Origin of the sequence: Cuneatibacter caecimuris, assembly GCF_004216775.1 — a bacterium.
GTDB classification, from domain to species: Bacteria; Bacillota; Clostridia; order Lachnospirales; family Lachnospiraceae; genus Cuneatibacter; species Cuneatibacter caecimuris.
The window spans coordinates 847,963-872,124 of record NZ_SGXF01000001.1; the positions used below are offsets into that span (position 1 = coordinate 847,963).

22 protein-coding genes are annotated in these 24,162 nt (G+C 51.9%); 6 read left to right on the forward strand and 16 right to left on the reverse strand.

The features are described from left to right. Window positions 1–3: 3 nt before the first annotated feature. The 4 genes from mnmA to EV209_RS04040 form a co-directional block, all read right to left on the reverse strand. Entirely contained in the window at window positions 4–1,086 is a 1,083-nt protein-coding gene (gene mnmA / locus EV209_RS04025) for a tRNA 2-thiouridine(34) synthase MnmA (RefSeq protein ID WP_130433281.1), read from the reverse strand. Between the two features lie 6 nt (window positions 1,087–1,092). After that, on the reverse strand, window positions 1,093–2,022 hold the full coding sequence (cysK, locus tag EV209_RS04030) for a cysteine synthase A (protein WP_130433283.1): 930 nt from the start codon (window positions 2,020–2,022) through the stop codon (window positions 1,093–1,095). A 9-nt stretch (window positions 2,023–2,031) separates the two neighbouring features. Continuing rightward, window positions 2,032–3,324: an O-acetylhomoserine aminocarboxypropyltransferase/cysteine synthase family protein gene (locus EV209_RS04035; protein WP_334295316.1), complete on the reverse strand. Its 1,293-nt coding sequence runs from the start codon at window positions 3,322–3,324 to the stop codon at window positions 2,032–2,034. 141 nt (window positions 3,325–3,465) lie between these two features. Then, window positions 3,466–3,873 carry an RrF2 family transcriptional regulator gene (locus tag EV209_RS04040; protein WP_130433285.1) on the reverse strand — a complete coding sequence of 136 codons (408 nt, stop codon included), beginning with the start codon at window positions 3,871–3,873 and terminating at the stop codon, window positions 3,466–3,468. 212 nt (window positions 3,874–4,085) lie between these two features. Here EV209_RS04040 and EV209_RS04045 point away from each other — a divergent pair, with 212 nt between their 5' ends. Further along, a complete protein-coding gene (locus EV209_RS04045; RefSeq protein WP_130433287.1) occupies window positions 4,086–4,481 on the forward strand; it encodes a hypothetical protein in 396 nt (131 codons plus the stop codon). Further along, on the forward strand, window positions 4,478–5,044 hold the full coding sequence (locus EV209_RS04050; RefSeq protein ID WP_130433289.1) for a DUF2087 domain-containing protein: 567 nt from the start codon (window positions 4,478–4,480) through the stop codon (window positions 5,042–5,044). Before EV209_RS04045 ends, EV209_RS04050 begins: the two co-directional genes overlap by 4 nt. Here the strand turns inward: EV209_RS04050 and EV209_RS04055 are convergent. The 9 genes from EV209_RS04055 to EV209_RS04095 form a co-directional block, all read right to left on the reverse strand. Then, window positions 5,019–6,380: an MATE family efflux transporter gene (locus tag EV209_RS04055; protein WP_130433291.1), complete on the reverse strand. Its 1,362-nt coding sequence runs from the start codon at window positions 6,378–6,380 to the stop codon at window positions 5,019–5,021. The two genes, EV209_RS04050 and EV209_RS04055, sit on opposite strands and share 26 nt — an antisense overlap. Window positions 6,381–6,411: 31 nt before the next feature. Continuing rightward, window positions 6,412–8,541 carry an RNA degradosome polyphosphate kinase gene (locus EV209_RS04060; RefSeq protein WP_130433293.1) on the reverse strand — a complete coding sequence of 710 codons (2,130 nt, stop codon included), beginning with the start codon at window positions 8,539–8,541 and terminating at the stop codon, window positions 6,412–6,414. A gap of 3 nt (window positions 8,542–8,544) precedes the next feature. Continuing rightward, window positions 8,545–10,083, reverse strand: a complete 1,539-nt coding sequence (locus EV209_RS04065) for a Ppx/GppA phosphatase family protein (RefSeq protein ID WP_130433295.1) — start codon at window positions 10,081–10,083, stop codon at window positions 8,545–8,547. 12 nt (window positions 10,084–10,095) lie between these two features. Beyond that, window positions 10,096–11,379 (reverse strand): ATP-binding protein, encoded by a 1,284-nt coding sequence (locus tag EV209_RS04070; protein ID WP_130433297.1) that lies wholly within the window; start codon window positions 11,377–11,379, stop codon window positions 10,096–10,098. Between the two features lie 8 nt (window positions 11,380–11,387). After that, on the reverse strand, window positions 11,388–12,518 hold the full coding sequence (gene pheA / locus EV209_RS04075; protein WP_130433299.1) for a prephenate dehydratase: 1,131 nt from the start codon (window positions 12,516–12,518) through the stop codon (window positions 11,388–11,390). Window positions 12,519–12,602: 84 nt separating this feature from the next. Then, window positions 12,603–13,421 carry a 2-amino-4-hydroxy-6-hydroxymethyldihydropteridine diphosphokinase gene (folK, locus tag EV209_RS04080; protein WP_130433301.1) on the reverse strand — a complete coding sequence of 273 codons (819 nt, stop codon included), beginning with the start codon at window positions 13,419–13,421 and terminating at the stop codon, window positions 12,603–12,605. Next, window positions 13,408–14,232 carry a dihydropteroate synthase gene (gene folP / locus EV209_RS04085; RefSeq protein ID WP_130433303.1) on the reverse strand — a complete coding sequence of 275 codons (825 nt, stop codon included), beginning with the start codon at window positions 14,230–14,232 and terminating at the stop codon, window positions 13,408–13,410. The genes folK and folP overlap by 14 nt, the downstream gene beginning before the upstream one ends. Window positions 14,233–14,290: 58 nt before the next feature. Next, window positions 14,291–14,851 (reverse strand): GTP cyclohydrolase I FolE, encoded by a 561-nt coding sequence (gene folE / locus EV209_RS04090; RefSeq protein ID WP_130433305.1) that lies wholly within the window; start codon window positions 14,849–14,851, stop codon window positions 14,291–14,293. Continuing rightward, entirely contained in the window at window positions 14,838–16,175 is a 1,338-nt protein-coding gene (locus EV209_RS04095; RefSeq protein ID WP_130433307.1) for a bifunctional folylpolyglutamate synthase/dihydrofolate synthase, read from the reverse strand. Before EV209_RS04095 ends, folE begins: the two co-directional genes overlap by 14 nt. Before the next feature lie 154 nt (window positions 16,176–16,329). Here EV209_RS04095 and EV209_RS04100 point away from each other — a divergent pair, with 154 nt between their 5' ends. Beyond that, window positions 16,330–16,614 (forward strand): DUF1294 domain-containing protein, encoded by a 285-nt coding sequence (locus EV209_RS04100; protein ID WP_130433309.1) that lies wholly within the window; start codon window positions 16,330–16,332, stop codon window positions 16,612–16,614. A gap of 352 nt (window positions 16,615–16,966) precedes the next feature. Here the strand turns inward: EV209_RS04100 and EV209_RS04105 are convergent, their stop codons facing one another. From EV209_RS04105 to EV209_RS04115, 3 genes are all read right to left on the reverse strand, one after another. Continuing rightward, window positions 16,967–17,746 carry an amidohydrolase family protein gene (locus tag EV209_RS04105; RefSeq protein ID WP_130433311.1) on the reverse strand — a complete coding sequence of 260 codons (780 nt, stop codon included), beginning with the start codon at window positions 17,744–17,746 and terminating at the stop codon, window positions 16,967–16,969. 18 nt (window positions 17,747–17,764) lie between these two features. Continuing rightward, window positions 17,765–19,132 carry a citrate/2-methylcitrate synthase gene (locus EV209_RS04110; RefSeq protein WP_130433313.1) on the reverse strand — a complete coding sequence of 456 codons (1,368 nt, stop codon included), beginning with the start codon at window positions 19,130–19,132 and terminating at the stop codon, window positions 17,765–17,767. Between the two features lie 124 nt (window positions 19,133–19,256). After that, window positions 19,257–20,333, reverse strand: a complete 1,077-nt coding sequence (locus tag EV209_RS04115) for a Gfo/Idh/MocA family protein (RefSeq protein ID WP_130433315.1) — start codon at window positions 20,331–20,333, stop codon at window positions 19,257–19,259. Window positions 20,334–20,511: 178 nt separating this feature from the next. Here EV209_RS04115 and EV209_RS04120 point away from each other — a divergent pair, with 178 nt between their 5' ends. From EV209_RS04120 to abc-f, 3 genes are all read left to right on the forward strand, one after another. Next, window positions 20,512–21,819, forward strand: coding sequence for an AI-2E family transporter (locus tag EV209_RS04120; protein WP_130433317.1), 1,308 nt, complete (start codon window positions 20,512–20,514; stop codon window positions 21,817–21,819). Beyond that, window positions 21,803–22,117 carry a hypothetical protein gene (locus EV209_RS04125; protein WP_130433319.1) on the forward strand — a complete coding sequence of 105 codons (315 nt, stop codon included), beginning with the start codon at window positions 21,803–21,805 and terminating at the stop codon, window positions 22,115–22,117. The genes EV209_RS04120 and EV209_RS04125 overlap by 17 nt, the downstream gene beginning before the upstream one ends. A gap of 433 nt (window positions 22,118–22,550) precedes the next feature. Continuing rightward, window positions 22,551–24,047, forward strand: coding sequence for a ribosomal protection-like ABC-F family protein (gene abc-f / locus EV209_RS04130; RefSeq protein WP_130433321.1), 1,497 nt, complete (start codon window positions 22,551–22,553; stop codon window positions 24,045–24,047). Window positions 24,048–24,162: the final 115 nt, after the last annotated feature.

The following is a 24,162-nucleotide window of genomic DNA, read 5'->3' on the forward strand; positions in this document are numbered from 1 at the left end:
GGATTACCGGCGTCCCTCAAGGCATATGGAGCCGCCTCCGATCACGGTGTCTCCGTCGTACAGAACGGCAGCCTGTCCCGGGGCGGGGGCCCGCTGGGGAACGTCGAAGGTTATCTTCAGCCCCTCTTTTCCCAGGGGTTCCGCCACCGCCCATTGCTCCGGCTGCCGGTAACGGATTTTCACCCCGCAGCGGATGGGTTTCCCGATCTCTTCCGCTGAAATAAGATTCACATCTTCCAGATAAACCGTGCGGGTTAACAAGGCTTCTTCCGGCCCCACCACCACCTGGTTGGATTCCGGCCTTCTGCCGCAGACGTACAGCGGTTCGGCAGAAGAAATCCCCAATCCCCGGCGCTGGCCTTCAGTATACCGGATGATCCCTCTGTGTTTTCCCAGGATCTTTCCGTCTATTGTGATAAAATCCCCTTCCGGAAATGATTTTCCCGTATACCTTTCAATAAATGAGGCATAGTCGCCCCCTGGAACAAAACAAATATCCTGGCTCTCCTCTTTGTCCGCATTTTCAAAGCCCTGGCTCCTGGCAATTTCGCGGATCTGGCTTTTCCTGTAATTTCCCAGCGGGAACCGGATTTTTGAAAGCTGTTCCTGGGTCAGTCTGAACAGCACATAGCTCTGGTCCTTTGTCTCATCCATCCCCTTTTTCAGCAGATATCTGCCTCTTTCCCGGTCAAAAACGATGCGGGCGTAATGGCCTGTAGCCAGGCAATCCATCCCCAGAACGCCGGCTCTGGAAAGCAGGGCGTCAAATTTCAAATACCGGTTGCAGTCAATGCAGGGGTTGGGCGTTTTTCCGCAGACATAGCTGTCTGCAAATTTTTTTATCACCTTCTGTTCAAAAGCTTCTTTATAGTTAAACACATAATATGGCATTCCCAGCCGGTAAGCGGCGCTCCTGGCGTCCTCCACATCCTCCAGGCTGCAGCAGGTCTTCTGGCCCGGCGCCCTTTCCCCGCCGTCAAAAAGCTTCATGGTTACGCCCACGCACTGGTAGCCCTCTTCTTTCATCAGATAAGCGGCAGCGCTGGAATCCACGCCGCCGCTCATCGCGATCATTGCCTTTTTCATCTTATCTCAACCCTCATACATGGGAGTGGAGAGATAGCGGTCGCCTGTATCAGGCAGCAGAACCACAATAGTCTTTTCCCTGTTCTCCGGGCGTTCTGCCAGCCGGATTGCCGCCCAGACCGCGGCCCCGGAGGAAATCCCTGCCAATACGCCTTCTTTTCCGGCAATCTCTCTGCCCATGGCAAATGCGTCTTCGTCTGTTACTGTAATCACTTCGTCATATATTGAAGTATCCAGCACCTCCGGCACAAACCCGGCTCCGATGCCCTGGATCTTATGGCTTCCCGCTTTCCCCTGCGACAGGACAGGAGAAGAGGCCGGCTCCACAGCCACAACCCGAACGGACTTCTTCCTGCTTTTCAGCAACCCGCCGGCGCCTGTCACTGTGCCTCCTGTGCCGACTCCGGCCACAAAAATATCCACAGTTCCTTCTGTATCTTCCCAAATCTCCTCTCCCGTAGTTTTGCGGTGAATCTCCGGGTTAGCCGGATTTTGAAACTGCCCCGGGATAAAGCTGTCCGGAATTTCCTCTGCCAGCCTCCGGGCTTCGGCAATGGCTCCCTTCATTCCTTTTGCCCCGTCTGTCAAAATCAGTTCAGCTCCATAAGCTCTGATCAGTTTCCGGCGTTCCTCCGACATGGTTTCCGGCATGGTAATGATCAGCCGGTAGCCCTTTGCCGCCGCCATGGATGCAAGGCCGATTCCCGTATTCCCGCTGGTGGGCTCGATAATCGTAAACCCCGGCTTTAGCAGCCCCTGTTCCTCAGCGGATTCGATCATAGCCTTTGCAATCCTGTCTTTTACGCTCCCTGCAGGGTTAAAATATTCCAGCTTTGCCAGGAGCCTCCCCTCCAACCCATACTTTTTTTCCAGAGCTTTCAGCTCCAGCAAAGGCGTTCTGCCCACTAATTCAGATGCCGATTCATATATTCTCATTCTGCCTCCTTATACCGCGGCAAATCCCTGTTCCAGATCTGCCAGAATATCCTCAATATGCTCCGTGCCGATAGAAAGTCTCACCGTATTGGGGTAAATCCCCACTTCATTCTGTGCTTTGGCGCTTAACTGCGCGTGGGTGGTGGTGGCAGGATGGATCACCAGGGATTTTACATCCGCCACATTCGCCAGCAGGGAAAACAGTTCCAGATGATCGATAAAACGCTGGGCTTCTTCCTCCCCTCCGGTAATTTCAAAAGTAAAAATTGACGCGGCTCCCTCAGGAAAATATTTTTCATACAGGCTGTGGTCCGGATGGTCCTGCAGGGAGGGATGATTGACCTTCTTTACTTTCGGATGGGAAACCAGGTATTTCACCACTTCCCTGGTATTTTCCACATGCCGTTCCAGGCGCAGGGAAAGGGTTTCCAGGCCCTGCAGCAGAAGAAAGGCGTTGAAGGGGGAAATTGCCGCTCCCATATCCCTGAGAAGAATCGCCCGGATATAAGTCACACAGGCAGCTTCGCCGGCTGCTTCTGTAAAAGACACTCCATGATAGCTGGGGTTTGGCTCTGACAGATGGGGGAATTTTCCTGAAGCTTTCCAGTCAAAGCTTCCTCCGTCCACAATGATCCCCCCCAGAGATGTGCCATGCCCGCCCATAAACTTAGTGGCCGAATGAACCACGATATCCGCGCCGTGCTCCAGGGGGCGGATCAGGCAGGGCGTCCCAAAGGTATTGTCAATCACCAGCGGAATCTGATGCATGTGGGCGATAGCGGCAACAGCATCAATATCAGGGATATCAGAATTGGGATTTCCCAGGGTTTCCAGGTAAACTGCTTTTGTATTGGGACGGATTGCGCTTTCCACCTGGTCCAGGTCGTGCACATTTACGAAAGTTGTTTCTACTCCATATTCTCTCAGCGTGGTATCCAGCAGGTTATAGGTGCCTCCATAAATCGTGGCCTGCGCCACAATGTGGTCCCCTGCTTTTGCCAGTGCCTGAATGGCATAGGTGATGGCCGCTGCGCCGGAAGCCACAGCCAGGGCAGCCGCCCCGCCCTCCAGCGCTGCCACACGTTCTTCCAGCACATTCTGTGTGGAATTGGTCAGCCTTCCGTAAATATTTCCGCCTTCCGACAGCCCGAACCTGGCAGCTGCCTGAGCGCAGTCCCGAAATACATAAGATGTAGTCTGATAGATAGGAACTGCGCGGGCATCTGTAGCGGGGTCCGGTTCTTCCTGCCCGGCGTGGATCTGCAAGGTTTCAAATCTGTACTGTTTTCTGCTCATTTTCATTTCCCCTTCTGTCATAAGATTCCCCCGGATCTGCTTCTCATTCCTCTTCCTCAATAACATACAACATATCATCCCGGTGGGTTTGTAGGAATATTACACCACATATCCTATATTGTCAATAGGAAATCAACCGTTTTCTCTTTATTTTTCCCTGACCAGATCTTCCAGGGTTATCCCTTCCAGAAAATCCTGCACCAGTGCATTCAGCTTCTCCCACATGGGAAATGTGACGCACCCGCCCATTCTGGAGCAAGGTGCGCTGTCCTTTTCCAGGCAGGCCACCGGCGCAAGCTTCTCCTCCGCAGCTTCCAGAATCTGCGCCACAGTAACAGCTGAGGGCCGTTTCGCCAGCCTGTATCCGCCTCCCTTTCCTCGCATTCCTGTCACCATTTCCGCCTTTACCAGCAGCTTAATAATAGATTCCAGATATTTCTCCGAAATTTCCTGACGCTTTGCGATATCCCGCAGGGGCACATATTCCTCTGCATCGCACGCTGCCAGATCTGCCATGACCCGCAGCGCATATCTCCCTCTGGTAGAAATCATCATCCACATGTACCTCCTACTGTCCAGATTATATTCCTATCATACCACAGGGTTAATAGGTTTACAATGGCTTGTTCGATTTTACAGTCACAGATGAAATCCCGAAGTTTTATTTAGATATATATAAAATTACTATTGACAAATTAGGATGTGGGATATATGATAGTGTTATAACTGATTAGATAAATGTTGAATTATATTAGAAAGGAAACGAAATGACGCCAGAAAACTATAAACAGGATTTTATGCTGTACCTGGAAACACAAATTCAGTCCTGCAGGCAGGAGGAATCCCGGCTGATCGGGGACTGCCGGAAGGATGAGGCAAACTTCTGCCGGATCAGAGCCAATGTCTTTGAAATATTCAAAACTTTATTTACCTCAGCTCAAAAATCAGCGGTAAATAAATCCTCCCAGGACCGGGATACAGAAATCCAGAAGAATTTTTTGAATAAAGCTTCCCGGATTCCGGAAAACTGGGTGGCCTCCCGGCAGAAAGCGGAAGAACACCAGGACGCCGCCCGTCTCCTGATTGAAAACACAAAGCTCCAGGCTGCCCGGGAAGTTACAGAACAGTTCAGCCTGATCTTCGGCAGAAAGGAGAACTCATGACAGAAGAAAAAGCGATCCAGCTGTTCAAATGTCTGGCAGATAAGTCCAGACTGCAGATTCTCAAATCACTGGTCACAGAGGATATGTATGTGGAGCGGCTGGCCGAACGGCTGAGCCTCACGCCACCCACGATTTCATTTCATCTCAAAAAACTGGAAGACGCAGGCGCAGTGGAATCCTACCGCGACCAGTACTACAGGATGTACCGGCTGAAGAAAGAAATTTTTATGACAACTATCCTGGATATCATCCGGGAAGAATCCGGAGAAGCCCTGCTCCAAAAACAGCGGGAAGAGGCTTACCGGCAGAAAGTGATCGACGCCCTTTTTGAATATGGCAAGCTGAAATCCATCCCGGCCCAGCGCAAAAAAGAGCGCATTGTTCTGGAAGAAATCGCCGCGGCGTTTGAAGCCGGGAAGGATTACACAGAAAAAGAAGTAAACCTGCTCATTGCGGATTATCACGATGATTTCTGCACCCTTCGCAGGGACATGATCGGTGAGGGGATACTGGAGCGTCAAAACGGAATTTACCGGCTCAGGAACTGCTCCTCCCAAACCTGACAGCCAGTTTCTTCATCACATTCACATAGGCGGGAATCAGAAACGCAATGGCAAAAACCCAGGCCACCGGATTTGCAAAACAGATGGCGTCATACTGAAATATCCCAACAAAAGCAAAGGCTACCAGGGAGCGGGCGATCATTTCCGCTACGCCGGCAAACATCGCCAGTCCCGAATAGCCCACGCCCTGGATGGTAAAACGCAGGACGCAGAGAATTCCCAGCGCGAAATAGAACATGCCGTTCCAGAACAGGAACTGGCGCACCATCTCAATAATGGCCGTTTCACCGCTGTCCAGAAACAGCAGGGAAATCATAGGCCCTACTGTGGCCATCAGCACAAAGGCGATCACAGAATAGGCCAGACATACCGCAGTGCCCTTTTTCACGCCCTCCGAGATGCGGTCCAGCCGCCCGGCCCCCAGGTTCTGGCCGCTGTATGTAGCCATGGTGCTCCCCAGGCTCTCGTGGGGCTGGCAGAAGAACTGGCTCACCTTACTGCCCGCGGTAACTGCCGCCACCACGCTGGAACCCAGCATATTCACCGCTGTCTGCAAAATAACAGAACCGATGGCCGTGATAGAGAACTGCAGGCCCATGGGAATCCCCGCATTGCAGAGAATCCGCATATGGAACCCTCTCAGCTTCATATCGTCTTTTTCCAGCTTCAGCACATCAAACTGCCTGTAAATCACAAACAGGCACAGAATACCGGACAGGCCCTGTGAGATCACCGTGGCCCAGGCCGCCCCTTCTTCTCCCGTGCCGATTCCGGCTATAAAGATCAAATCCAGCACAATGTTCATCCCTGCTGCCAGCAGCAGGAAGTACAGCGGCGTCTTGGAATCCCCCAGGGCGCGCATCACTGCAGACAGCAGATTATACAGGAACAGGAAAGGAATTCCCGCGAATATAACCACAATATAACGATACGCGCCATCAATAATATCTTCCGGCGTCTGTGTCATGACCAGGAAGGGGCGGGCGAAAATCACCGTGACCAGCGTCAGGACTGCTGAAAAGAAAATTGCCAGCCAGACCGCGTTTCCCGCATACCGCCGGAGATCTTTAATGTCCCTGGCCCCGAATCTCTGGGCAATCGGAATCGCGAATCCGTTGCACAAACCGATCACAAATCCCATCACAAGGAAATTCACAGCTCCGGTGGACCCCACTGCAGCCAGAGCGTCCACTCCCAGGAACCGCCCTACGATGATGGTGTCAGCCAGACTGTAAAACTGCTGAAACAGGTTTCCCAGCGTCAGCGGAATCATAAAGGACAGGATCAGTTTCAGGGGGGAGCCCGCTGTCATATCCCTAGCCGTACTCTTAGCCATTTGTAATTACTCCTTTAATACATATTAAATTTTAAATGCTTTCCAGCGGGGTGAACACCCTGCTCTGGGGAGCTTCTTTCTCTTCTGCAGCCACAGCTTCCATGGCTTCTTCACAGAATTGCTTCTGAGAACCCACTCTGGCTTTGCCGCGCCGGTCCACTTTAGAATAAGTTCCGTCAGGGTTCAGCACATAGGCTTTCAGGTTATCCGCCAGCTCTGTCTCCAGGATATGGATCACCTTTTGCTTTAATTCCGGCTGCTCCACAGGGAACATAATCTCCACCCGTTTATCCAGATTGCGCGGCATCCAGTCCGCGCTCCCCATATAAATCTCTTCCAAACCGTTGTTATGGAACCAGAAAATCCTGCTGTGTTCCAGAAATGTGCCTACAATAGAACGCACTCTGATGTTTTCACTCACTCCGGGAATCCCGGTCTTCAGGCAGCAGATGCCGCGGACAACAAGATCGATCTGAACACCTGCTGAAGATGCCTCATAAAGCGCTTCAATGATTTCCTGATCGCACAGGGAGTTCATCTTTGCTACAATCCGGGCAGGTTTCCCCTGTGCGGCACTGTCCCGCTCCCTGGCAATCAGATAGAGAAAACGGTTTCTCAGCCAGATCGGAGCCACTGCCAGCTTATTCCACACAGCAGGTTCGCTGTAGCCGGACAGCATATTGAATACCGCCGTTGCGTCCTCACCGATTGCCCGGTTGCAGGTCAGAAGCCCGCAGTCTGTATACAGCTTTGCCGTAGCGTCATTATAATTTCCGGTGCCGAGATGCACATACCTGCGGATTCCGTCTTCTTCCCGGCGCACCACCAGGGTAATCTTGCTGTGGGTTTTCAGCCCCAGAAGCCCATACAATACATGACAGCCTGCCTTTTCCAGCATTCTGGCCCACAATATATTATTTTCTTCATCGAACCGCGCCTTCAGTTCCACCAGCACAGTCACCTGCTTGCCGTTTTCCGCAGCCTTTGCCAGCGCCGCAATGATGGGGGAATTACCGCTTACCCGGTACAGCGTCTGCTTAATTGCCAGCACATCCGGGTCCACAGAAGCCTGCCGTATAAAATCCACCACCGGGTCAAAGGTTTCATAGGGGTGATGCAGCAGAACATCCCCCTCCCTGATATTTGCGAAAATACTTTTTGAGGGGTCCAGCCCTGGCACAGGCTGGGGGATATACTTCGGTTCCTTCAGATGGCCGAACCCGTCCAGCCCGTACATCTTCATTAAAAATGTCAGATCCAGCGGCCCGCTGATCCTGTAAATATCGTTTTCTTCCACCGCCAGTTCCCGGCGCAGTATTTTCAGAAGCCGCTTATCAATTTTCTCGTCCACTTCCAGACGGATTACCTCGCCCCACTGACGTTTTTTCAGCTGCTTCTGGATCTCCTTGAGCAGGTCCGCAGCCTCCTCTTCGTCTATGGTCAGATCCGCATTCCTCATGATCCGGTATGGGTGAGCGCAGATCACATCGTAATTCAGGAAAAGTTTTTGGATATTCCTTTCAATCAGTTCTTCCAAAAGCAGAATCCGGTAACTGTCTTTATAAGGAATCTTTATGATTCTGGGCAGCACGGAAGGCACCTGCACTGTGGCAAACTCCACCTTGCCCCCTTCTTCCTCATCGCTCCCTTTTTCCTGGATCAGCGCTGCGATATTCAGGGTTTTATTCCGGATCAGCGGAAAAGGCCTGGAAGAATCCACTGCCATGGGCGTCAGGACCGGGTAGACATTTTCCATAAAATAATGATCCGCAAATTCCTGTTCCCCGGGATTCAGTTTTTCATGAGCGCTGATCACGTGGCAGCCCTCATGCTCCAGCAAAGGAAGCAAAGACCTGTTATAAGTGCTGTACTGAGCCGCTACCAGCTCGTGGGTCTGGGCGCTGATGGCTTCTAACTGCTGGGAAGCGTTCATTCCCGCGATATCACATTTTTTATATCCGGCATGGACCATATCCTTCAGGGAAGCCACCCGGATCATGAAAAACTCATCCAGATTAGACGCGGTGATGCTCAGGAATTTCAGCCGCTCAAACAGCGGATTCGTCTTGTCCCTCGCCTCTCCCAGTATCCTGTAGTTAAATTCCAGCCAACTCAGTTCCCGGTTCCAGTAATATTCAGGATTCTTATAGTCTTCTGTCATGTGTCAGACCCCCTTTCTCTGCTTCAGTACGGGACGGACCCCGTATACTTCCTCAAAGAAATCCGCTTTCTTCTGAAACAATCCCCGCTCCAGGGAAATATCCTCCAAAGTAGATGTCACAATCTGCATCTGCCGGTCCTTCATAGAAATCCGGATATCTTTGAACTTCTGCTTATGGCTCCTGTCCATGGCGTTTCCCACTCTCAGGATCGCAGTGAGCTTCATGATCTCATTCTGCACCTCCGGTGAAAGGCCGGCCAGGCTTCCCTGGGAATACTGATATTCTTCCGTATTGTATTTCACCACATTGGCCACGATCTCTCTTTCCAGATGGGAAAGGCCGATCATTTCCGTGGACATGATGATATTATAGGAACATTCTGAGGAAGCGCCCAGGCTGATATATTTTCCGCAGTCATGCAGGATGGCGGACAGCTGCAGCAGCAGCCTCTCCCGCCTGCCCAGTCCGTGATATTTTTTCATGCTGTCAAATATTCTGCACACGTTCTTCTCCAGGATCAGCGCATGGCCTCTGTTTGCCATATACCTTCTGCTGATCTGCCGGGCCGCCGAGAGGATATCTTCATCAAAATTGTGGCCCAGCCTGAGGAGTTTGGTCCGCTCCGCATAGTCAGCGGCTATGCCGTCGCAGAGAGTGATTCCGGGCACCCACATCATCCTGGCTCCGGACAGCTCCAACATCTGGGAATAGGCCATAGCGCTGGCCGGCGCCAGCGCCGCATAGGCAGGCGGGATCTGCAGCTTTTCCACCAGATCCTCCGGGCAGGCGGACCTTATTCTCCGGTAAATGGACTGAAACCTCTCCGCTTCTATTTTCTCAAACGGACGGTGTGTGGAGGGGTCATAGGCGAACTGTCCGATCACATCCCCGACGCCGATCAGGTTCACAATCTCCCGGTCCTTCAGAAACAGTTTTTTGAAGGTCTGCAGCTCATTTCCCAAGAGCTCCTCGATCAGCCGGTTTTCATCCACTGTATCCGGCGTAACGCCGGCCAGCATTTCCAGGACCCGCAGGGTGCCCAGCTTCATATTTTGTGTGGTGATCAGCTCTCCCTCATCGTACAGCGAAAGCTGCATGCTCCCGCTGCCCACATCCACAATTGCTGTGCCTTTTTGAATCAGCTGGTTGAACTGCTCCTGGTCCTTCACGGCAATGGCCTTGAACAGCAGGAACCTCTGCTCCGAATTGCTGAGCACATGCACCTTAAATCCGGTCTGCACCTCAATCTGGTCCAGGACAATCGAGCTGTTTTTTGCTTCTCTCAATGCGCTGGTGGCGCAGGCTTCCCAGGCCTGCACGCCAAAGTCCTTCATGATTTCCTTAAACCCCTGCAGCGCCTTACAGATCTGGGCGATCATTTCATAGCTGATTTTTCCGTCCGTATAGGTATCGCTTCCCAGCGGCAGAATATGGCGCACTCTTGTCAGTTTCCGTATGCCGATTTTCGGAGAAATTTCGTAAACCGTCATATCCAGTTCATAAGAGCCCACATCCACTGCCGCAAACGTAGTAATTGCCATCCAAATACCCCCTTATCTTCCCTGCAAATAAGTGATAAACTGCTGCGCTGTTCTCCCTGACATCCCCCCATGGCTCAGTTCCCATTTGTTGGCTTCCGCAAACAGCTCCTCCTCTGGCATCTCCAGCCCCGCGGCTTTTGCAATCCCTTTTACAATCCGCTGGAATTCCTTCTTATCCGGCCTTCCAAAGTAGATTGTCACACCGAACCTGGCCACCAGAGAAAGCTTCTCCTGCACGGTATCTGTGTTATGCAGATCATCCAGGGTGGGCTTGTCGTTAAAGGATTCACGGATCAGGTGACGCCTGTTGGAAGTTGCATAGATCAGCACATTCTCCGGCTTTTTCTCCAGCCCCCCCTCAATCACCGCTTTCAGATATTTATATTCTATTTCAAATTCCTCAAAAGACAAATCATCCATGTAGATGATAAATTTATAATTTCTGTTTTTAATCTGGGCGATCACGTCGTTCAGGTCCTGAAACTGATGCTTGTAAATTTCGATCATCCGCAGGCCCCGGTCATAATATGCGTTGAGTATCCCTTTGATGCTGGTGGACTTGCCGGTACCGCTGTCTCCGAACAGAAGCACATTGTTGGCCGGCTGTCCGCTGACAAAGCTCTCCGTATTGGCGATCAGCTTTTTCTTCTGCGCGTCGTAACCTACCAGCTGGTCCAGAGATACGTGCTCAATCTTGGTGATCGGGACGATCTTTGCATACTGCCCTTCATGTTCCACCCGGAACGCCTTATGCAGCCCCAGTTTTCCCACGCCGAACTCCCGGTAAAACTGCGTGGCCTCCAGATAGAAGCTTTCCAGGGTCTCTGCTCCGGCAAGATGAACGGCCAGGGTACACAGCCGTTCCCGGATCCGGCTGTTAAACTCCCTGCCGTTTCCGCCGGGATTCCTGTAGCCCTTTATCATCCCGCTCAGCGACACCCCCAGCCTCCGGTCAATTTCCGGCAAATCAAAAGCAAACAGCTCCATAAAGATCCGGAAATCATGGCAGGCCCAATCATTGAGGCTGCCCTCCTGAGGTCCTGTGATCTCACAGCTGGTGGAAAAAGGGTTCTCATGGTAGGCCAGCACCAGCGCCAGATAACAGTGCCAGAGGTTTCCCTCAAAGCCATAATGCCCGGCCAGGCTGATCAGCCGGGAAGCGCAGCTGTGATACAGGCAGCTCAGCTCCTCTCTCTCCCGGCCCTCCGGCTCATCTGATTCCGCCAGCCGGCAGAAATCCTCCATCAGGTCTTCTTCCGGCACATTCCGGTACAGCAGCATTTCTCTATTTTTCATCTCGCACCTCAGTAATTTCCAAGAATCCGCAGCATGGCCGCTTCCTGCCGGATTCCCGTCAGGGCGTTCTGCACCCCTGCGTCCGCCAGGTTCCCGTCAAAATCCACGAAAAAGCGGTACTGCCACTTCTTTTCAGGGATCGGCCGTGATTCTATTTTATTCATGTTGATATTATTGTATATAAAATGTGAAAGAATATTATAAAGGGAGCCGCTTTCATGGGGAACCTCGAAACAGATGCTCACCTTTCCCGCGTCAGTCCGGCACAGGTTCTTCCTGCATACCACAATAAAGCGGGTGGTATTCTTGTCGCTGTCATTCACCGGAGATTCCAGCACCTGGAGCCCGTACAGCTCTCCCGCCAGACGGCTGGCGATGGCAGCCTGAAAAATTTTTCCGTCTTCCAGCACTTTTTTTGCGCTGAGGGCGGTGTTGCTGACAGAATGACGGTTCCAATCAGGATGGCGGTCCAGATAGTGGGCGCACTGCATCAGGCCCTGGGGGTGGGAATACACCTCTTGAATATCTGGAAGAGTAGCTCCGGGAAGGCCCAGAAGCGCATGCTCCACCTTCAGTTCCACTTCTCCCACAATATAATTGCGGTATTCTATCAGAAGGTCATATACGTCATTTACCATCCCTGCGCTGGAGTTGGCCAGCGGCAGCACGCCGTAATCCGCTTCCCCCGAAGCCACGGCCTGCATTACATCCGCCCACTTGGGGTACGCCTTTACTGCTGCTTTTTCTCCAAAAAATCGGCAGGCCGCGGCATGGCTGTATGCCCCTTCCACTCCTTGATATGCTACGCAGTGTTCCGGGGAAGGCAGCCCCTCTGTCCGGACAAACTCCTCCCCTGCCAGCTTTCCGTGTTCGGTAAGGATCCTGTACTGCAATTTCCGGCTCATGGCCATGATCTGGCTAAACAGCTCCGTCACGCCATGGGCATTGAATTCATCCGATGCCAGGGCCGCCAGGGTTTCCAGCTTCTCTCTTTCTCTCCCGCGGTCCAGCACAGCCTTTCCGGTCCCGATTTTCACCTCCGCCACCTGTCGGCACAGATCCATCCTCTTTTCAAAAGCTTCCACGATCCCCCGGTCTATTTCATCTATTTCCTGTCTGATTGTTCCCAAATCTGTCATCTGCTGCTCCTGTTCCGGCATAAACCGGTCTTTCTTTCGCACTTTAATTTGTTATAGCAATTATAGTCAACTGCCCCGCCGCTGTCAATGGCTCTTCAGCTCCGATAAAAGCTGTTTCATGGTCTTCTGAAGAACAGGATGTACAAAATAGGGCGCGATTTCCGCCATAGGCCGCAGAACAAAATCCCGCAGCGCAATCTCCGGATGAGGGATCACCAGCTGTGGATCGTCCAAAACCAGACTGTCATAGAACAGAATATCCAGATCCAGCGTTCTGGGCCCCCAATGGATTTTTCTTTCCCGGCGGGCTTTCTGTTCGGCTTTCTGGCATACCTCCAGCAGCTCCTCCGGCGTCAGAAGCGTTTCCAGGCACAGGCAGCCGTTGAGCACATCGTCCATTTCCACTCCGCCGTAGGGTTCTGTCAGAATAAAGGAGGATATTTTTCCCATGCGGATCAGCGGATGTTCCTCCAGCGCTTTGATCCCCTGTCTCAAATAAGCTTCTTTCTCTCCCAGATTAGAGCCAAAAGCAATATAGGCCCTGTGCCATCCTCTCTTCAAAGATACGGATACCGTTTTCAGCGGAAGCTTCACCGGCGCCCAGGGTTTTTTGATTTCCAGGCGGATTTCCCTGACCAAAGGAAACTCCAGCAGAACCGCTTCCGCCGTATGTTCCGCTGCCGCCTCAATCAGCTTCCAGGTATACCGCTGCATATATTCCGTAATGAAACCCGCGACAGTTCCATAATTCACGGACAGCTCCAGGCTGTCTGTCTTTCCTGCTTTCCTGGTATCCAGAAACAGCTCTGCAGTCACTACAAATTTCTGGCCCAGCCTGTTTTCTTCCGGATATACTCCGTGATTCGCGAAAATTTCCAGATCAGTAATTTTAATGCTGTCCATAGGCCGTCTCCTCCATAATCGCCTTTGCCATCAGCATGGCCCGGCGGTTTTTCTTCACATCATGCACACGGAAAATCCGGCATCCTTTCATCAGTCCCATCACCGTGGTGGCGAGCGTTCCCTCTTCCCGCTCCGTCACCGGAAGATCCAGGGTGAGGCCGATCATGGATTTTCGGGAGGTTCCCAGCAGCACTGGAAAACCCAGAGCGCATAGTTCTTCCAGATGGTTCATCAGGCAGAGGTTCTGTTCCAGTGTCTTCCCAAATCCGATGCCAGGGTCCAGAATGATCCTGTCTTCCTTTATGCCTGCCTTTCGGGCTGTTTCAAGGCTCTCTTCCAGATCTGTTTTCACTTCCTGCAGATAAGACTGGTACACCGCTTCTTTCCGGTTGTGCATCAGACAGCAGGGGACATTCCCTGCCGCGATCACTGCGGCCATGTCAGGATCCGCCTTTAGTCCCCAGATATCATTGACCATATCAGCGCCGGCTTCCAGAGCCGCTTCTGCCACCTCTGCTTTGAAGGTGTCCACAGAAACCGGGATATCCAGTTCCTGCTTTAAAAGGCGTATGACTGGGACCACCCGCTCCAGCTCTTCTTCTGCGGACACGGGACTGTGCCCCGGCCTGGTGGACTCTCCGCCCACATCGATGAGATCCGCCCCCTCCTCCGCCATCTGTCTGGCGTGGGACAGCGCCATTTCCCTGCTGTTCCATTTTCCCCCGTCTGAAAACGAATCCGGCGTCACATTCAGTATTCCCATAATATATGCCCCACGCTTCAGGTCAAATTCTCTGTTTCCGATTTTCATTCCAAATCCAGCCTCCTGTCATTCTTCATCCTGTCTGTATTTTTGCATTTCTAAGGGTTCAATCGCGGCCGATCATCCGGAACACTCTGTCGCAGAGCGCCTGATTCTCTTCAAACGCGCCTCTGCACACATAGGTCAGCGTTTTGGCGCCAGGCTTCCTGACTCCCCGCATGGTCATGCACATATGTTCCGCTTCTATTACAACCATGGCCCCTCTGGGCTTCAGGTATTCCATCAGCGCATCCGCGATCTGGGCGGTGAGCCTCTCCTGCAGCTGCAGCCTCCTGGCATAGGCTTCCACAGTCCGCGCCAGCTTGCTCAGGCCCACAACCATTCCGTCAGGGATATAGGCCACATGGGCCTTTCCATAAAACGGCATCAGGTGATGTTCACAGGTGGAAAAAAGCGTGATGTCTTTTTCCAGCACGATTTCATTGTTTTCCGCTGTAAACGTCCGGGACAGGTATGCCCCCGCATCTTCTTCCATACCCCCAAAAATTTCTTCGTACATCCTGGCGATTCTGGCAGGCGTATCTTTCAGCCCTTCCCGCTCAGGGTCCTCGCCGATTCCTTCCAGCAGCATTCTCACCGCTGTTTCTATTTTTTCATGATTTACCATTGCAGCTCTCTTTCTGTATTGTCCCGTCCTGTGCTGTCAGCAGCAGTTCTCTGGCTTCTTTCAGGATGCTGAAAGAGCCGAACACAATGACAGCTCCGTCCTGCCCCGCAGCCTGAAGCTGGATCTGCACCGCTTCTTCCATAGATACAGCGGCCCGGGCCTGCGCTCCTGTCTCTTCCCTGATTGCACGGGCCAGCTCCGGGGCCTGAAGGCCTCTGGGGCCGGGCGCTGTCACTGTCACAATTCCCGCCGCCAGGCCCGCGGTCAGCCTGATGACCTGGCGGTAATCTTTATCCGCGAATATTCCCATGATAAAGTACAGCCGTTTTCCAGGCAGATATGCCTGCAGGGCCGCGGCCAGCTCTGCCGCTGCCCCGGGATTATGCGCCCCGTCCAGCACCGCCACAGGGTTTGTACGCACCCTTTCCAGGCGGCCGTGCCAGCATACCTCAGACAGCCCGGCTTCAATATGCTCTTTTTTCACAGGATAACCCCTGCCCGCCAGCGCTTCCGCCGCTTCCACAACCGCGGCAGCGTTCTGCCTCTGAAAATCCCCGGCCAGCCTCAGGAAAATTTCATAATCTGTCCCCTTGCTGCTGCGGTAGCAAAAGCGCTGGGCAAACTCTTCCAGTAAAATCCGGCAATGGGAAATTCTTTCTGGCTTCACCGTCAAAAGTTCCGTCCCGGCTTCCAGGCATTTCTGTCTCAGCACCGCTTCCGCCTCCGGCGTCTGCGTGCAGCTGACCGCAAGGGCTCCCGGCTTCAGTATCCCGGCCTTGTGCCCGGCGATTTCCGCCACCGTGCCCCCCAGTATTCTGCAGTGGTCCCGGCTGATGGAAGTGAACACACAACACAAGGTGCGCCCTACCACATTGGTGGCGTCTAAATCGCCCCCCAGCCCGGTTTCCAGCACCGCGATCCGGCAGCCTTTTTCCCGGAAGCAGCACAGCGCCACAGCAGTTTCCGCCTCAAAGGCGGTAGGCCAGCTGCCGTCCTCCGCCTCCATCTGTTTGGCAGCCAGCTCTACCTGGCGGTAGGCCGCTTCCATCTCTGCCGCCGTGATTTCCACACCATCCACCCTTACCGTTTCTTCCGGTGAAAAAACAGCCGGGGACGCAAAGCTGCCAGTCCTGTAGCCGGCCCTGGACAGCACGGAAGCCAGGCAGGAGGTCACGGACCCCTTTCCGTTGGTTCCGGCTACCTGGATGAAATCCATGGAGTCCTGTGGCTGATTCAATTTTTTCAAAAGGCGGCGCATCTGACCCAGTCCCATCACGATCCCGGCCCCTCTGCACCGCTCTAAAAATTTCTCTGTTTCTGTCATATTCTGTCCGTCTGCCTGCCCTTTTTTCTGCTCAATGATTCTGAAGGTAGTATAATACCATATCCTCCGTTTGTCCAGAAAAAAACTTGTATAATTATAATGAAATTGTTATAATACATCTGACTTGCAGGGCTGGTAAAAACAGGGAGGCAATATGGATTTCAAAAAATATTTTCTTATTATAATGTTGGTTTATCTGGCGGCTGTCAATCTCGCGGGATTTCTTTTCATGTGGTCGGATAAACGTAAGGCACGGGCGCACCAATGGCGGATACCTGAGAAGAGATTTTTTCTCACCGCCTTAGCCGGGGGCAGCCTGGGGGTATTCCTGGGCATGTGGACCTTCCGGCACAAGACAAAGCACTGGTATTTTGTGACTGGTATTCCCGGGATTTTGATGCTGCAGGCAGCGCTCTTGCTTTGGGGCTTCCTGAAATGAAAACGAATCCCGCTCACGGGGTTTCCCGCCTGCGGCGTGTCGCTTTAGCGACGTAATTCCTTACGCCGCAGTGCGATCCCCCAGAGGGTTTGTTGCACGGGAAACAAAAAAGACCGATGGTAATTTCGCCATGGGCCTTCTTCATTTCTTCTCACCTCTTAGTATCCATACCCCTGAACTCTCCAGCTACCGTCCTCCCAGTGCATAAAAAACCGGTAATCTTCAATTGTTCTTCCTCTGAAGGCATAAAAACCTTTTTTCATTCAATCCCCCAATAATAACCAGGCTGGAAACCAATTAAAAAAGCTTCCAGCCTAACAAATTTTCTGATTTCAGATTCATCCCATCCATTTCACAGCCCCAACAGCCGTTTTGCGTTGCCGGAGAAAATTGCTTCCAGATCATCCTTCTCCAAATGTTCATGAAGCACCGCGTTTACATACATTCCGGCATTGCAGATCGGATAATCCGTTCCAAACAGGAACCGGCTGTTCCCCACTTCTTTTACCCCGTAAGCGACGGACCCATACCGGAAAATTCCCGTGCCGCTGAGATCCAGATAGTAGTTGGGATACCGCTTCATCCGTTCCAGATGGCGCAGAAACACTTCTTTTTCTCCCGGATGAGCCGCTACAAAGGTGATTCCCGGAAAGGCATGGAGCGCCCGGTCGATGGAATCCTCTTCCTGGGTATGCAGACTCACCACCATGCCCAGCGCTTCGATGCACTGGTAGATTACACGCAGTTCTTCGTCATAATAATGTTTCCAGTCCATCGCGTAGGGTACCAGCTCGCCTACCAGACGCACGCCTGCATCGTGCATCCGGAACAGCTCCCCGCAGGACTCCTCCACGAAGCCCGGGTGAATGTGCACTCCCGGAATATATTTGTCCCCAAGCCTTTTCTTCAGGCAGAGAGCGTCCTGGTTCAAACGGTGAATCTCTGCAAATTCCGCCCCTGAAACCCGTTCAATCACGCTCCCCGCAAACCTTGAAATTCCCGCAGCCGTCAAATCCTCCTGAAACCGCTCCATATCGGGAACAGCCCCGGGATACATGCACCAGTTGCAGGTATCCCGCAGGAAAGGATGGGTATGGAAATCAATAATTTCAAAATCTTCCGCACAATACATTATTTTACCCCGAATCCCTTATTTTCTGTCCTTCATCTCCACATACTGCCGGGTTTCCAGCACGTTCTTGTACGCCGGACGGATGATCTTCCCATCGTTCACCAGTTCTTCAATCCGGTGCGCGCACCAGCCGCTGATCCTGGCGATGGCGAAGATGGGGGTATACAGTTCCATCGGAAGATCCAGCATCTGATATACAAAGCCGCTGTAAAAGTCTACATTTGCGCTGACGCCCTTATAGATCTTACGCTGCCTGGAAATCAGGTCCGCCGCGATTTCCGCTACATCACAGTACAGATGATATTCTTCTTCGCAGCCCTTCTCCTGGCTCAGCCGTTCTGTAAAGCGCTTCAGAACCCGGGCCCGGGGATCGGACAGAGAATATACCGCATGGCCCATGCCATAGATCAGGCCGCTGCGGTCAAAGCCCTGTTTGTTCAGCAGGCCATCCAGATAATTCCGCAGGGCGTCCTTATCTTTCCAGTCATGCACATGATCCTTCAGATCCGCCATCATCTTCATTACACGGATATTGGCGCCGCCGTGGCGGGGTCCTTTCAGAGAGCCCAGAGATGCGACAATTGAAGAATATGTATCAGTGCCGGTAGAGGTCACCACATGAGTGGTGAATGTAGAGTTATTGCCGCCGCCGTGTTCCGCGTGGAGCACCAGGGCAAGATCCAGCAGCTTCGCTTCCAGAGGCGTATATTTCTCGTCTCTGCGAAGCATTTTTAAAATATTTTCCGCAGTGGATAATTTAGGGTCAGGATTATGGATAATCAGACTGTCATCGTTCCAGTAATGCTGATACGCGCGGTATCCGTATACCGCCAGCATGGGGAACTGGGCGATCAGCTGCAGAGACTGGCGCAGCACATTGGGGACGGAGATATCGTCCGGGTTGTCGTCGTAGGCATAGAGCATCAGCACGCTGCGGGCCAGCGTATTCATCATGTCCTTGCTGGCTTTCTTCATAATAATATCACGGACAAAATTAGGCGGCAGCGAACGGTAATAGCCCAGGACATCACAGAAATTATTCAGCTCATTCTGCGTGGGCAGCTCCCCAAAAAGGAGCAGGTAGGTCACTTCTTCAAAGCCATTATGCGCACCGGCAGGAAAACCTTTTACGATGTCCTCCACATCATAGCCCCGGTAAAAGAGCTGGCCGTCGCAGGGAACAGTTTTGCCGTCCACCACATTATAGGCATGCACATCTGCAATTTCGGTCAGACCCGCCAATACGCCCTTACCATTAATATCGCGAAGTCCCCGTTTTACATCCAGCTTTGCATAAAGCTCAGGATCGATCTTCCCGTTCCTTCTGCAGAGCTCTGTCATTTCCAGGATTTCCGGCGTGATCTTAGAATAAATGTTTTCTCCCATCGGCAAGTCCTCACTTTCTTATTTTATTTTCACTCCAGCGAGCTGGAGCATGCAGGCATAAAAATGATATAATTATTTATTATACCACATTTTTCTTACGATTTGTTGACAGTCTATGAAAAAGTTATAAATTTTCTGTTAAATTATTCCAGGGCTGGGGTGTGCTTGCCACTGTTTTCCCTGTCTTTACCGCTTCATTCAGCAGTGCGGTCAGATAGGCGTCCTCCATGGCGTCCGCCAGAGGATACAGCTCCTCCCCTGTCTCGAGATAATAATCCATGGATTCCATCAGACAGGCCACAGCTGTTTCATCCTCTGTCAGCAGGCCGATGGGATAGGGATTTTCATATACCGCCCTACCTCCGAACAGAACCCGGTGCACGCCTTTTTTATCCTCAGCCCGTTCGCAGAGGATGGATTCCTGATGGGGATGGCTATCTTCTTCCAGATAAGAAATCATCTGGTCGTCGATTTCTCCCCGGGTCCCCTGCACGTTCAGATGGCGGGAACGGATAAAGGAATGGTACTGAACGCCGGAAAAATCATAAAACGCAGTTTTTCCGTCTTCAAACTCCAATTCCGCCCGCACTCTTTCCTGGGTCTTCTGTTCTCCGTGCAGGATCATCCCATCCCGGCTGTCCGTTTCCGCCACTGGGTAGCGGTACGCTCTGGCTGTAATTTTCACCGGGCAGTGCCCGTTATTTAAAAACTTGCGGATTATGCTGAATGCATGGTATTCATGAAGAGCAGAAATATTTACATTCCAGATATCCCCGAGAATCCCGCTTCTGGATATTCTGATCCTGGCCGCATAAGAGGGATACAGGAAATACTGCTCCGCCACCTGCAGCTTTCCGCCTTTTTGACAGACCAGATCCCAGAGAATGCGCAGCTCCTCAGGGTCATCTGAAGGCGGCGTTTCCGCGAGAACCGCAAATCCTCTTTCCAAAAGTTCCCTGCACACCTGATAATTAGCGGCTCTGTTTACGGCCGCCACAACAAAATCCGGTTTTTCTGCCAGCAGAACTTCCTGATCCTCCTCAGTTCTGATCCCATACTGTTCCTGCATCTCCTCCGCCCTCTCCCGCCGGCGCACCGCCATTCCCAGCAGCTCAAAGCGCTCTGGAAGAGCCTTGGCGATTCTGATATAGAAACATGCTCTCCATCCCGAACCAATAATCGCAAAACGCAATTTCCTCATATAATCCGCCTCCCGTCCTTTTCCCAAAAATTTTTCATTCGGCGGACTCCTTCCGCCAGGCCGTATTATAATAAGAATACCATATTTTTCATTATTTTGCACGTTTTTTCTGTAATCCGGGTTGACTGGAAGACAATTTCGCAATACTATAGAGGTATCATGTTTGAGGAGGCATCAGATGTTCCGCAAAAAATATAAGAATTATTTTAATTGGGGTTTTACTGCATTTCTGGTTATCATCGCATGCATTACCTTTTTCTTCGTATTATTTTATATTCCCGACATCATGGGATTCCTGGGCCGGGTCCTGAAGCTTCTGACCCCGATTCTGTGGGGACTGGCTCTGGCCTATCTGCTTACCCCCATTGTCAAGCGTGTGGAAAAGATCGGATGCCGGCTGTTTGACGGAAAAGTAAAAAATAAGCGGCGGCTTCTGATGGCCTCCCGCTGGGCAGGCATTCTGATCTCCCTCGGCCTGCTGGTGGCCTGCGTAGCTTTGCTGCTTTCCATGATTCTTCCTGAAATCGGAGCCAGCATTGCGAAGCTGTATAAAAGCCTGCCGGATTACGCCGCCAACACGGAAACCTGGATTTCCCAGTTCCTGGAGGACAATCCTGACATGCAGTCTCTGGTGATGGATATGATCAATAAAATCAGCACCGGACTGCAGGAGAATCTGGGTAATTTTATGCAGGGGGACCTGCTCAAGGAGCTTAATTCTCTTATCTCCAATCTTACCACCGGCGTGATTGATTTCTTTAAGGAGCTTCTGAATCTGGTGGTAGGCCTCATCGTCTCCACTTATGTGATGAGTAGCCGCGAAGTGTTCTGCGGCCAGGCCAAAAAACTGTTATATGCCCTGATCAAGCCCCGTTACGCCAATACTGTGCTGGATGTGGTGCGCCATACCAACGGGATTTTCGGAGGTTTCATTACCGGAAAACTTCTGGATTCCCTGATCATCGGCATTCTCTGTTTCATTATTATTTCCATACTGAAAATGCCCTATATCATGCTGATCAGCGTTGTGGTAGGCGTCACCAATATCATTCCGTTTTTCGGGCCGTTTATCGGCGGGATTCCCTGTACGCTTCTTGTTTTTATGGTGGATCCGAAGCAGGGCATCATTTTCGGACTGGTTATTCTGGCAATTCAGCAGTTAGACGGAAACATTATCGGCCCCAAGATACTGGGAAATTCCACCGGTCTTTCAGCATTCTGGGTAGTATTCGCCATCCTGCTTGGCGGAGGGCTGTTCGGGTTCCTGGGCATGGTCTTCGGCGTCCCCAGTTTTGCGGTAATTTACTATCTGGTAAAGCGGACCGCGGAATACCTGCTGCGCAAAAGAAATCTGCCGGTAAACACCGATATTTACCATGAAGCCGTTGCTCTGCAGGGCTTCCCGGAAGATGACGGGGAAAATCCGCCGGAGCCTGAGGATATGCAAACCAAATCTGAGGAGGATATACATGAAGAAGTTCAGTAAGTTACAGAAGATTATGCTGGGGCTCTCCCTCATTCTGATGACAGTATGCGGCGCGGTCACCAGCATCATCAACGTGGAAGGCCGGCAGGAGCATATCGGCCTGACAATCTTCGGGCTGGTCATGTTTTTCGTATTTTTTATCTGCGCGAAATATCCGGCAAATGTCTGGCAGATGTCTGAAAAACAGCGAATGCGTTACAAAACGCCAAAGGAAGCAGAGGACAATTACCGCCGGGTGATGGTGACCATGGATGTGGGAGCCGCAGTTTTTATCAGCATTCTCATGCTTCTGCGGTGAAATTCCCGTTCCCGCCTTGACAAACCTTCTGGAATTTATTATACTGACCTTATCAAATGACAGGAGGCAGATACATGTTTACAGTTTCTTGCAAATAATCAATTACATGATGAGGCGTGAATACAGATTGATCTGTATTGGTTTTTGCGCCTGTTTGCAGGAAACAGCTGATATCCGCTTTGATTAAAGTAAAGAGAGGAATACAGGGCTTCCCTGTGTTCCTTTTTTGTTTCATAAGAAACTTCGTTCCCTATGAAACAAAATCCTCCGGTGGATGCGCACTGCGCGCTAAGGAAATATGGCCGCTAAAGCGACCGCTCTTCGGCGCGAGAGTCCGGCGAGCCGGGCTCTTTGTTGATTCACAGAAAAGAACCCAGCATAAAATTCAAATGGGTTCCTGCAGGCAGGCGCTTCTGAAAAAGGAGGTCTGAGAATGAGCACAATTACAATACAAAATTTATCTTTCACCTATGAAGGCAGTTATGACCCTGTTTTTGAACAGGTATCCCTTCAGCTGGATACAACGTGGAAGCTGGGGCTGATCGGGCGCAACGGGCGGGGGAAAACCACTCTGCTGAATCTCCTGCTGGGAAAATATGAATATCAGGGGAACATATCATCTCCCGTCCCTTTTGATTATTTTCCCTTTCCGGTTCCGGAGCGCACAGGAAGCAGGACTGCCTGGGATATTCTGGAAGCAGCGGTCCCTGACTGTGAACTGTGGCAGGTATGCAGGGAACTGGACGCCCTGCAGATGGACGCCGCTCTGCTCTGGCAGCCCTATGAAACCCTCAGCTTTGGGGAACGGACCCGAGTGATGCTGGCTGTCCTTTTTTCCCGGGACAATCATTTTTTGCTCATCGACGAGCCCACAAACCATCTGGATGAGCCCGCCAGAAAGCTGCTGGGTCAATATCTCCGCCGCAAAAAAGGCTTTATCCTGGTTTCCCACGACCGTCGCCTGCTGGATGACTGTACCGATCATATCCTTGCTATCAACCGGGCAGGAATCACGCTGGAGAAGGGAAATTTCAGCACCTGGCAGGAGAACAAGCAGCGGCAGGATTCCTTTGAGCTGGCTCAGAACCTGCGTCTGCGCAAAGAAATCAGCCGGCTCACTTCCGCTGCCCGCCAGTCCGCGTCATGGGCCGGCAGTTCAGAAAAAAATAAAATCGGCTATGCCAGCCACCATGACAAGGCGGACAGCCCTTCCCGGGATTATGTGGGAGAGCAGAGCCGCAGGATGGAACAACGGCGTAAGAATCTGGAACGCCGGCGGCAGAAAGCTCTGGAAGAAAAATCTGCTTTGCTGAAAAACCTTGAAACAGCAGAACCGCTGAAGCTTTTTCCCGAAAAGTACCACAAAGAGGTGCTTTTAGAGGCCAAAGACCTGCAGATTTCCTTCGGCCCCCGCCCCCTTTTCCCTCCCCTCAATTTCAGGCTGAAACAGGGGGAGCGCCTGGTCCTCCGGGGAAGCAACGGCAGCGGGAAAAGCAGCCTGCTGAAGCTGTTCTTGGGAGATTCTGTCCCGTATACTGGATTATATTCTTCTGGCAGCGGCCTGAAGATCTCATACCTCTCCCAGGATACCTCTTTTTTAAAAGGGAGCCTGGCGGACCTGGCGCTGGCCAGGGGGCTGAATCTCACCCTTTTGCTGGCTTTGCTGCGCAAGCTGGACCTGGAACGCCCTCAATTTGAAAAACCTCTGGAAGCCTTCAGCGCCGGACAGAAGAAAAAAGTTCTGATCGCCGCCAGCCTGTGTGAGCAGGCCCATCTGTATCTATGGGACGAACCCCTGAACTATATCGATCTGTTTTCAAGGATCCAGCTGGAGGAGGTGCTGCTCTCCAGCCGCCCCACCATGGTTCTGGTGGAGCATGACAGAGCTTTCACGGATCAGGTTGGAACCAGCTTCCTGGACCTGGGCTGAACGGTCAGGGAAGCAGCCTGCGGCGTGATTCCCTACGCCGCAGTGCGATCCACCGGTGGGTTTTGTTGTACCGGGAAAGCAGTTTCCTATGAAAAAATAAAATAAAAAAAGTCGG

Excerpts from the sequence above, each read along its gene's own strand:
- EV209_RS04100 (WP_130433309.1), top strand. The coding sequence starts at position 16,330 with ATGGATTTCAAAAAATATTTTCTTATTATAATGTTGGTTTATCTGGCG.
- EV209_RS04045 (WP_130433287.1), top strand. The coding sequence starts at position 4,086 with ATGACGCCAGAAAACTATAAACAGGATTTTATGCTGTACCTGGAAACA.
- EV209_RS04125 (WP_130433319.1), top strand. The coding sequence starts at position 21,803 with ATGAAGAAGTTCAGTAAGTTACAGAAGATTATGCTGGGGCTCTCCCTC.
- EV209_RS04065 (WP_130433295.1), bottom strand. The coding sequence starts at position 10,083 with ATGGCAATTACTACGTTTGCGGCAGTGGATGTGGGCTCTTATGAACTG.
- EV209_RS04070 (WP_130433297.1), bottom strand. The coding sequence starts at position 11,379 with ATGAAAAATAGAGAAATGCTGCTGTACCGGAATGTGCCGGAAGAAGAC.
- EV209_RS04095 (WP_130433307.1), bottom strand. The coding sequence starts at position 16,175 with ATGACAGAAACAGAGAAATTTTTAGAGCGGTGCAGAGGGGCCGGGATC.
- EV209_RS04040 (WP_130433285.1), bottom strand. The coding sequence starts at position 3,873 with ATGATGATTTCTACCAGAGGGAGATATGCGCTGCGGGTCATGGCAGAT.
- EV209_RS04050 (WP_130433289.1), top strand. The coding sequence starts at position 4,478 with ATGACAGAAGAAAAAGCGATCCAGCTGTTCAAATGTCTGGCAGATAAG.
- pheA (WP_130433299.1), bottom strand. The coding sequence starts at position 12,518 with ATGACAGATTTGGGAACAATCAGACAGGAAATAGATGAAATAGACCGG.
- EV209_RS04060 (WP_130433293.1), bottom strand. The coding sequence starts at position 8,541 with ATGACAGAAGACTATAAGAATCCTGAATATTACTGGAACCGGGAACTG.
- EV209_RS04115 (WP_130433315.1), bottom strand. The coding sequence starts at position 20,333 with ATGAGGAAATTGCGTTTTGCGATTATTGGTTCGGGATGGAGAGCATGT.
- EV209_RS04105 (WP_130433311.1), bottom strand. The coding sequence starts at position 17,746 with ATGTATTGTGCGGAAGATTTTGAAATTATTGATTTCCATACCCATCCT.
- abc-f (WP_130433321.1), top strand. The coding sequence starts at position 22,551 with ATGAGCACAATTACAATACAAAATTTATCTTTCACCTATGAAGGCAGT.
- folE (WP_130433305.1), bottom strand. The coding sequence starts at position 14,851 with ATGGTAAATCATGAAAAAATAGAAACAGCGGTGAGAATGCTGCTGGAA.
- EV209_RS04110 (WP_130433313.1), bottom strand. The coding sequence starts at position 19,132 with ATGGGAGAAAACATTTATTCTAAGATCACGCCGGAAATCCTGGAAATG.
- folP (WP_130433303.1), bottom strand. The coding sequence starts at position 14,232 with ATGAAAATCGGAAACAGAGAATTTGACCTGAAGCGTGGGGCATATATT.
- folK (WP_130433301.1), bottom strand. The coding sequence starts at position 13,421 with ATGGACAGCATTAAAATTACTGATCTGGAAATTTTCGCGAATCACGGA.
- cysK (WP_130433283.1), bottom strand. The coding sequence starts at position 2,022 with ATGAGAATATATGAATCGGCATCTGAATTAGTGGGCAGAACGCCTTTG.
- EV209_RS04035 (WP_334295316.1), bottom strand. The coding sequence starts at position 3,324 with ATGAAAATGAGCAGAAAACAGTACAGATTTGAAACCTTGCAGATCCAC.
- EV209_RS04055 (WP_130433291.1), bottom strand. The coding sequence starts at position 6,380 with ATGGCTAAGAGTACGGCTAGGGATATGACAGCGGGCTCCCCCCTGAAA.
- EV209_RS04120 (WP_130433317.1), top strand. The coding sequence starts at position 20,512 with ATGTTCCGCAAAAAATATAAGAATTATTTTAATTGGGGTTTTACTGCA.
- mnmA (WP_130433281.1), bottom strand. The coding sequence starts at position 1,086 with ATGAAAAAGGCAATGATCGCGATGAGCGGCGGCGTGGATTCCAGCGCT.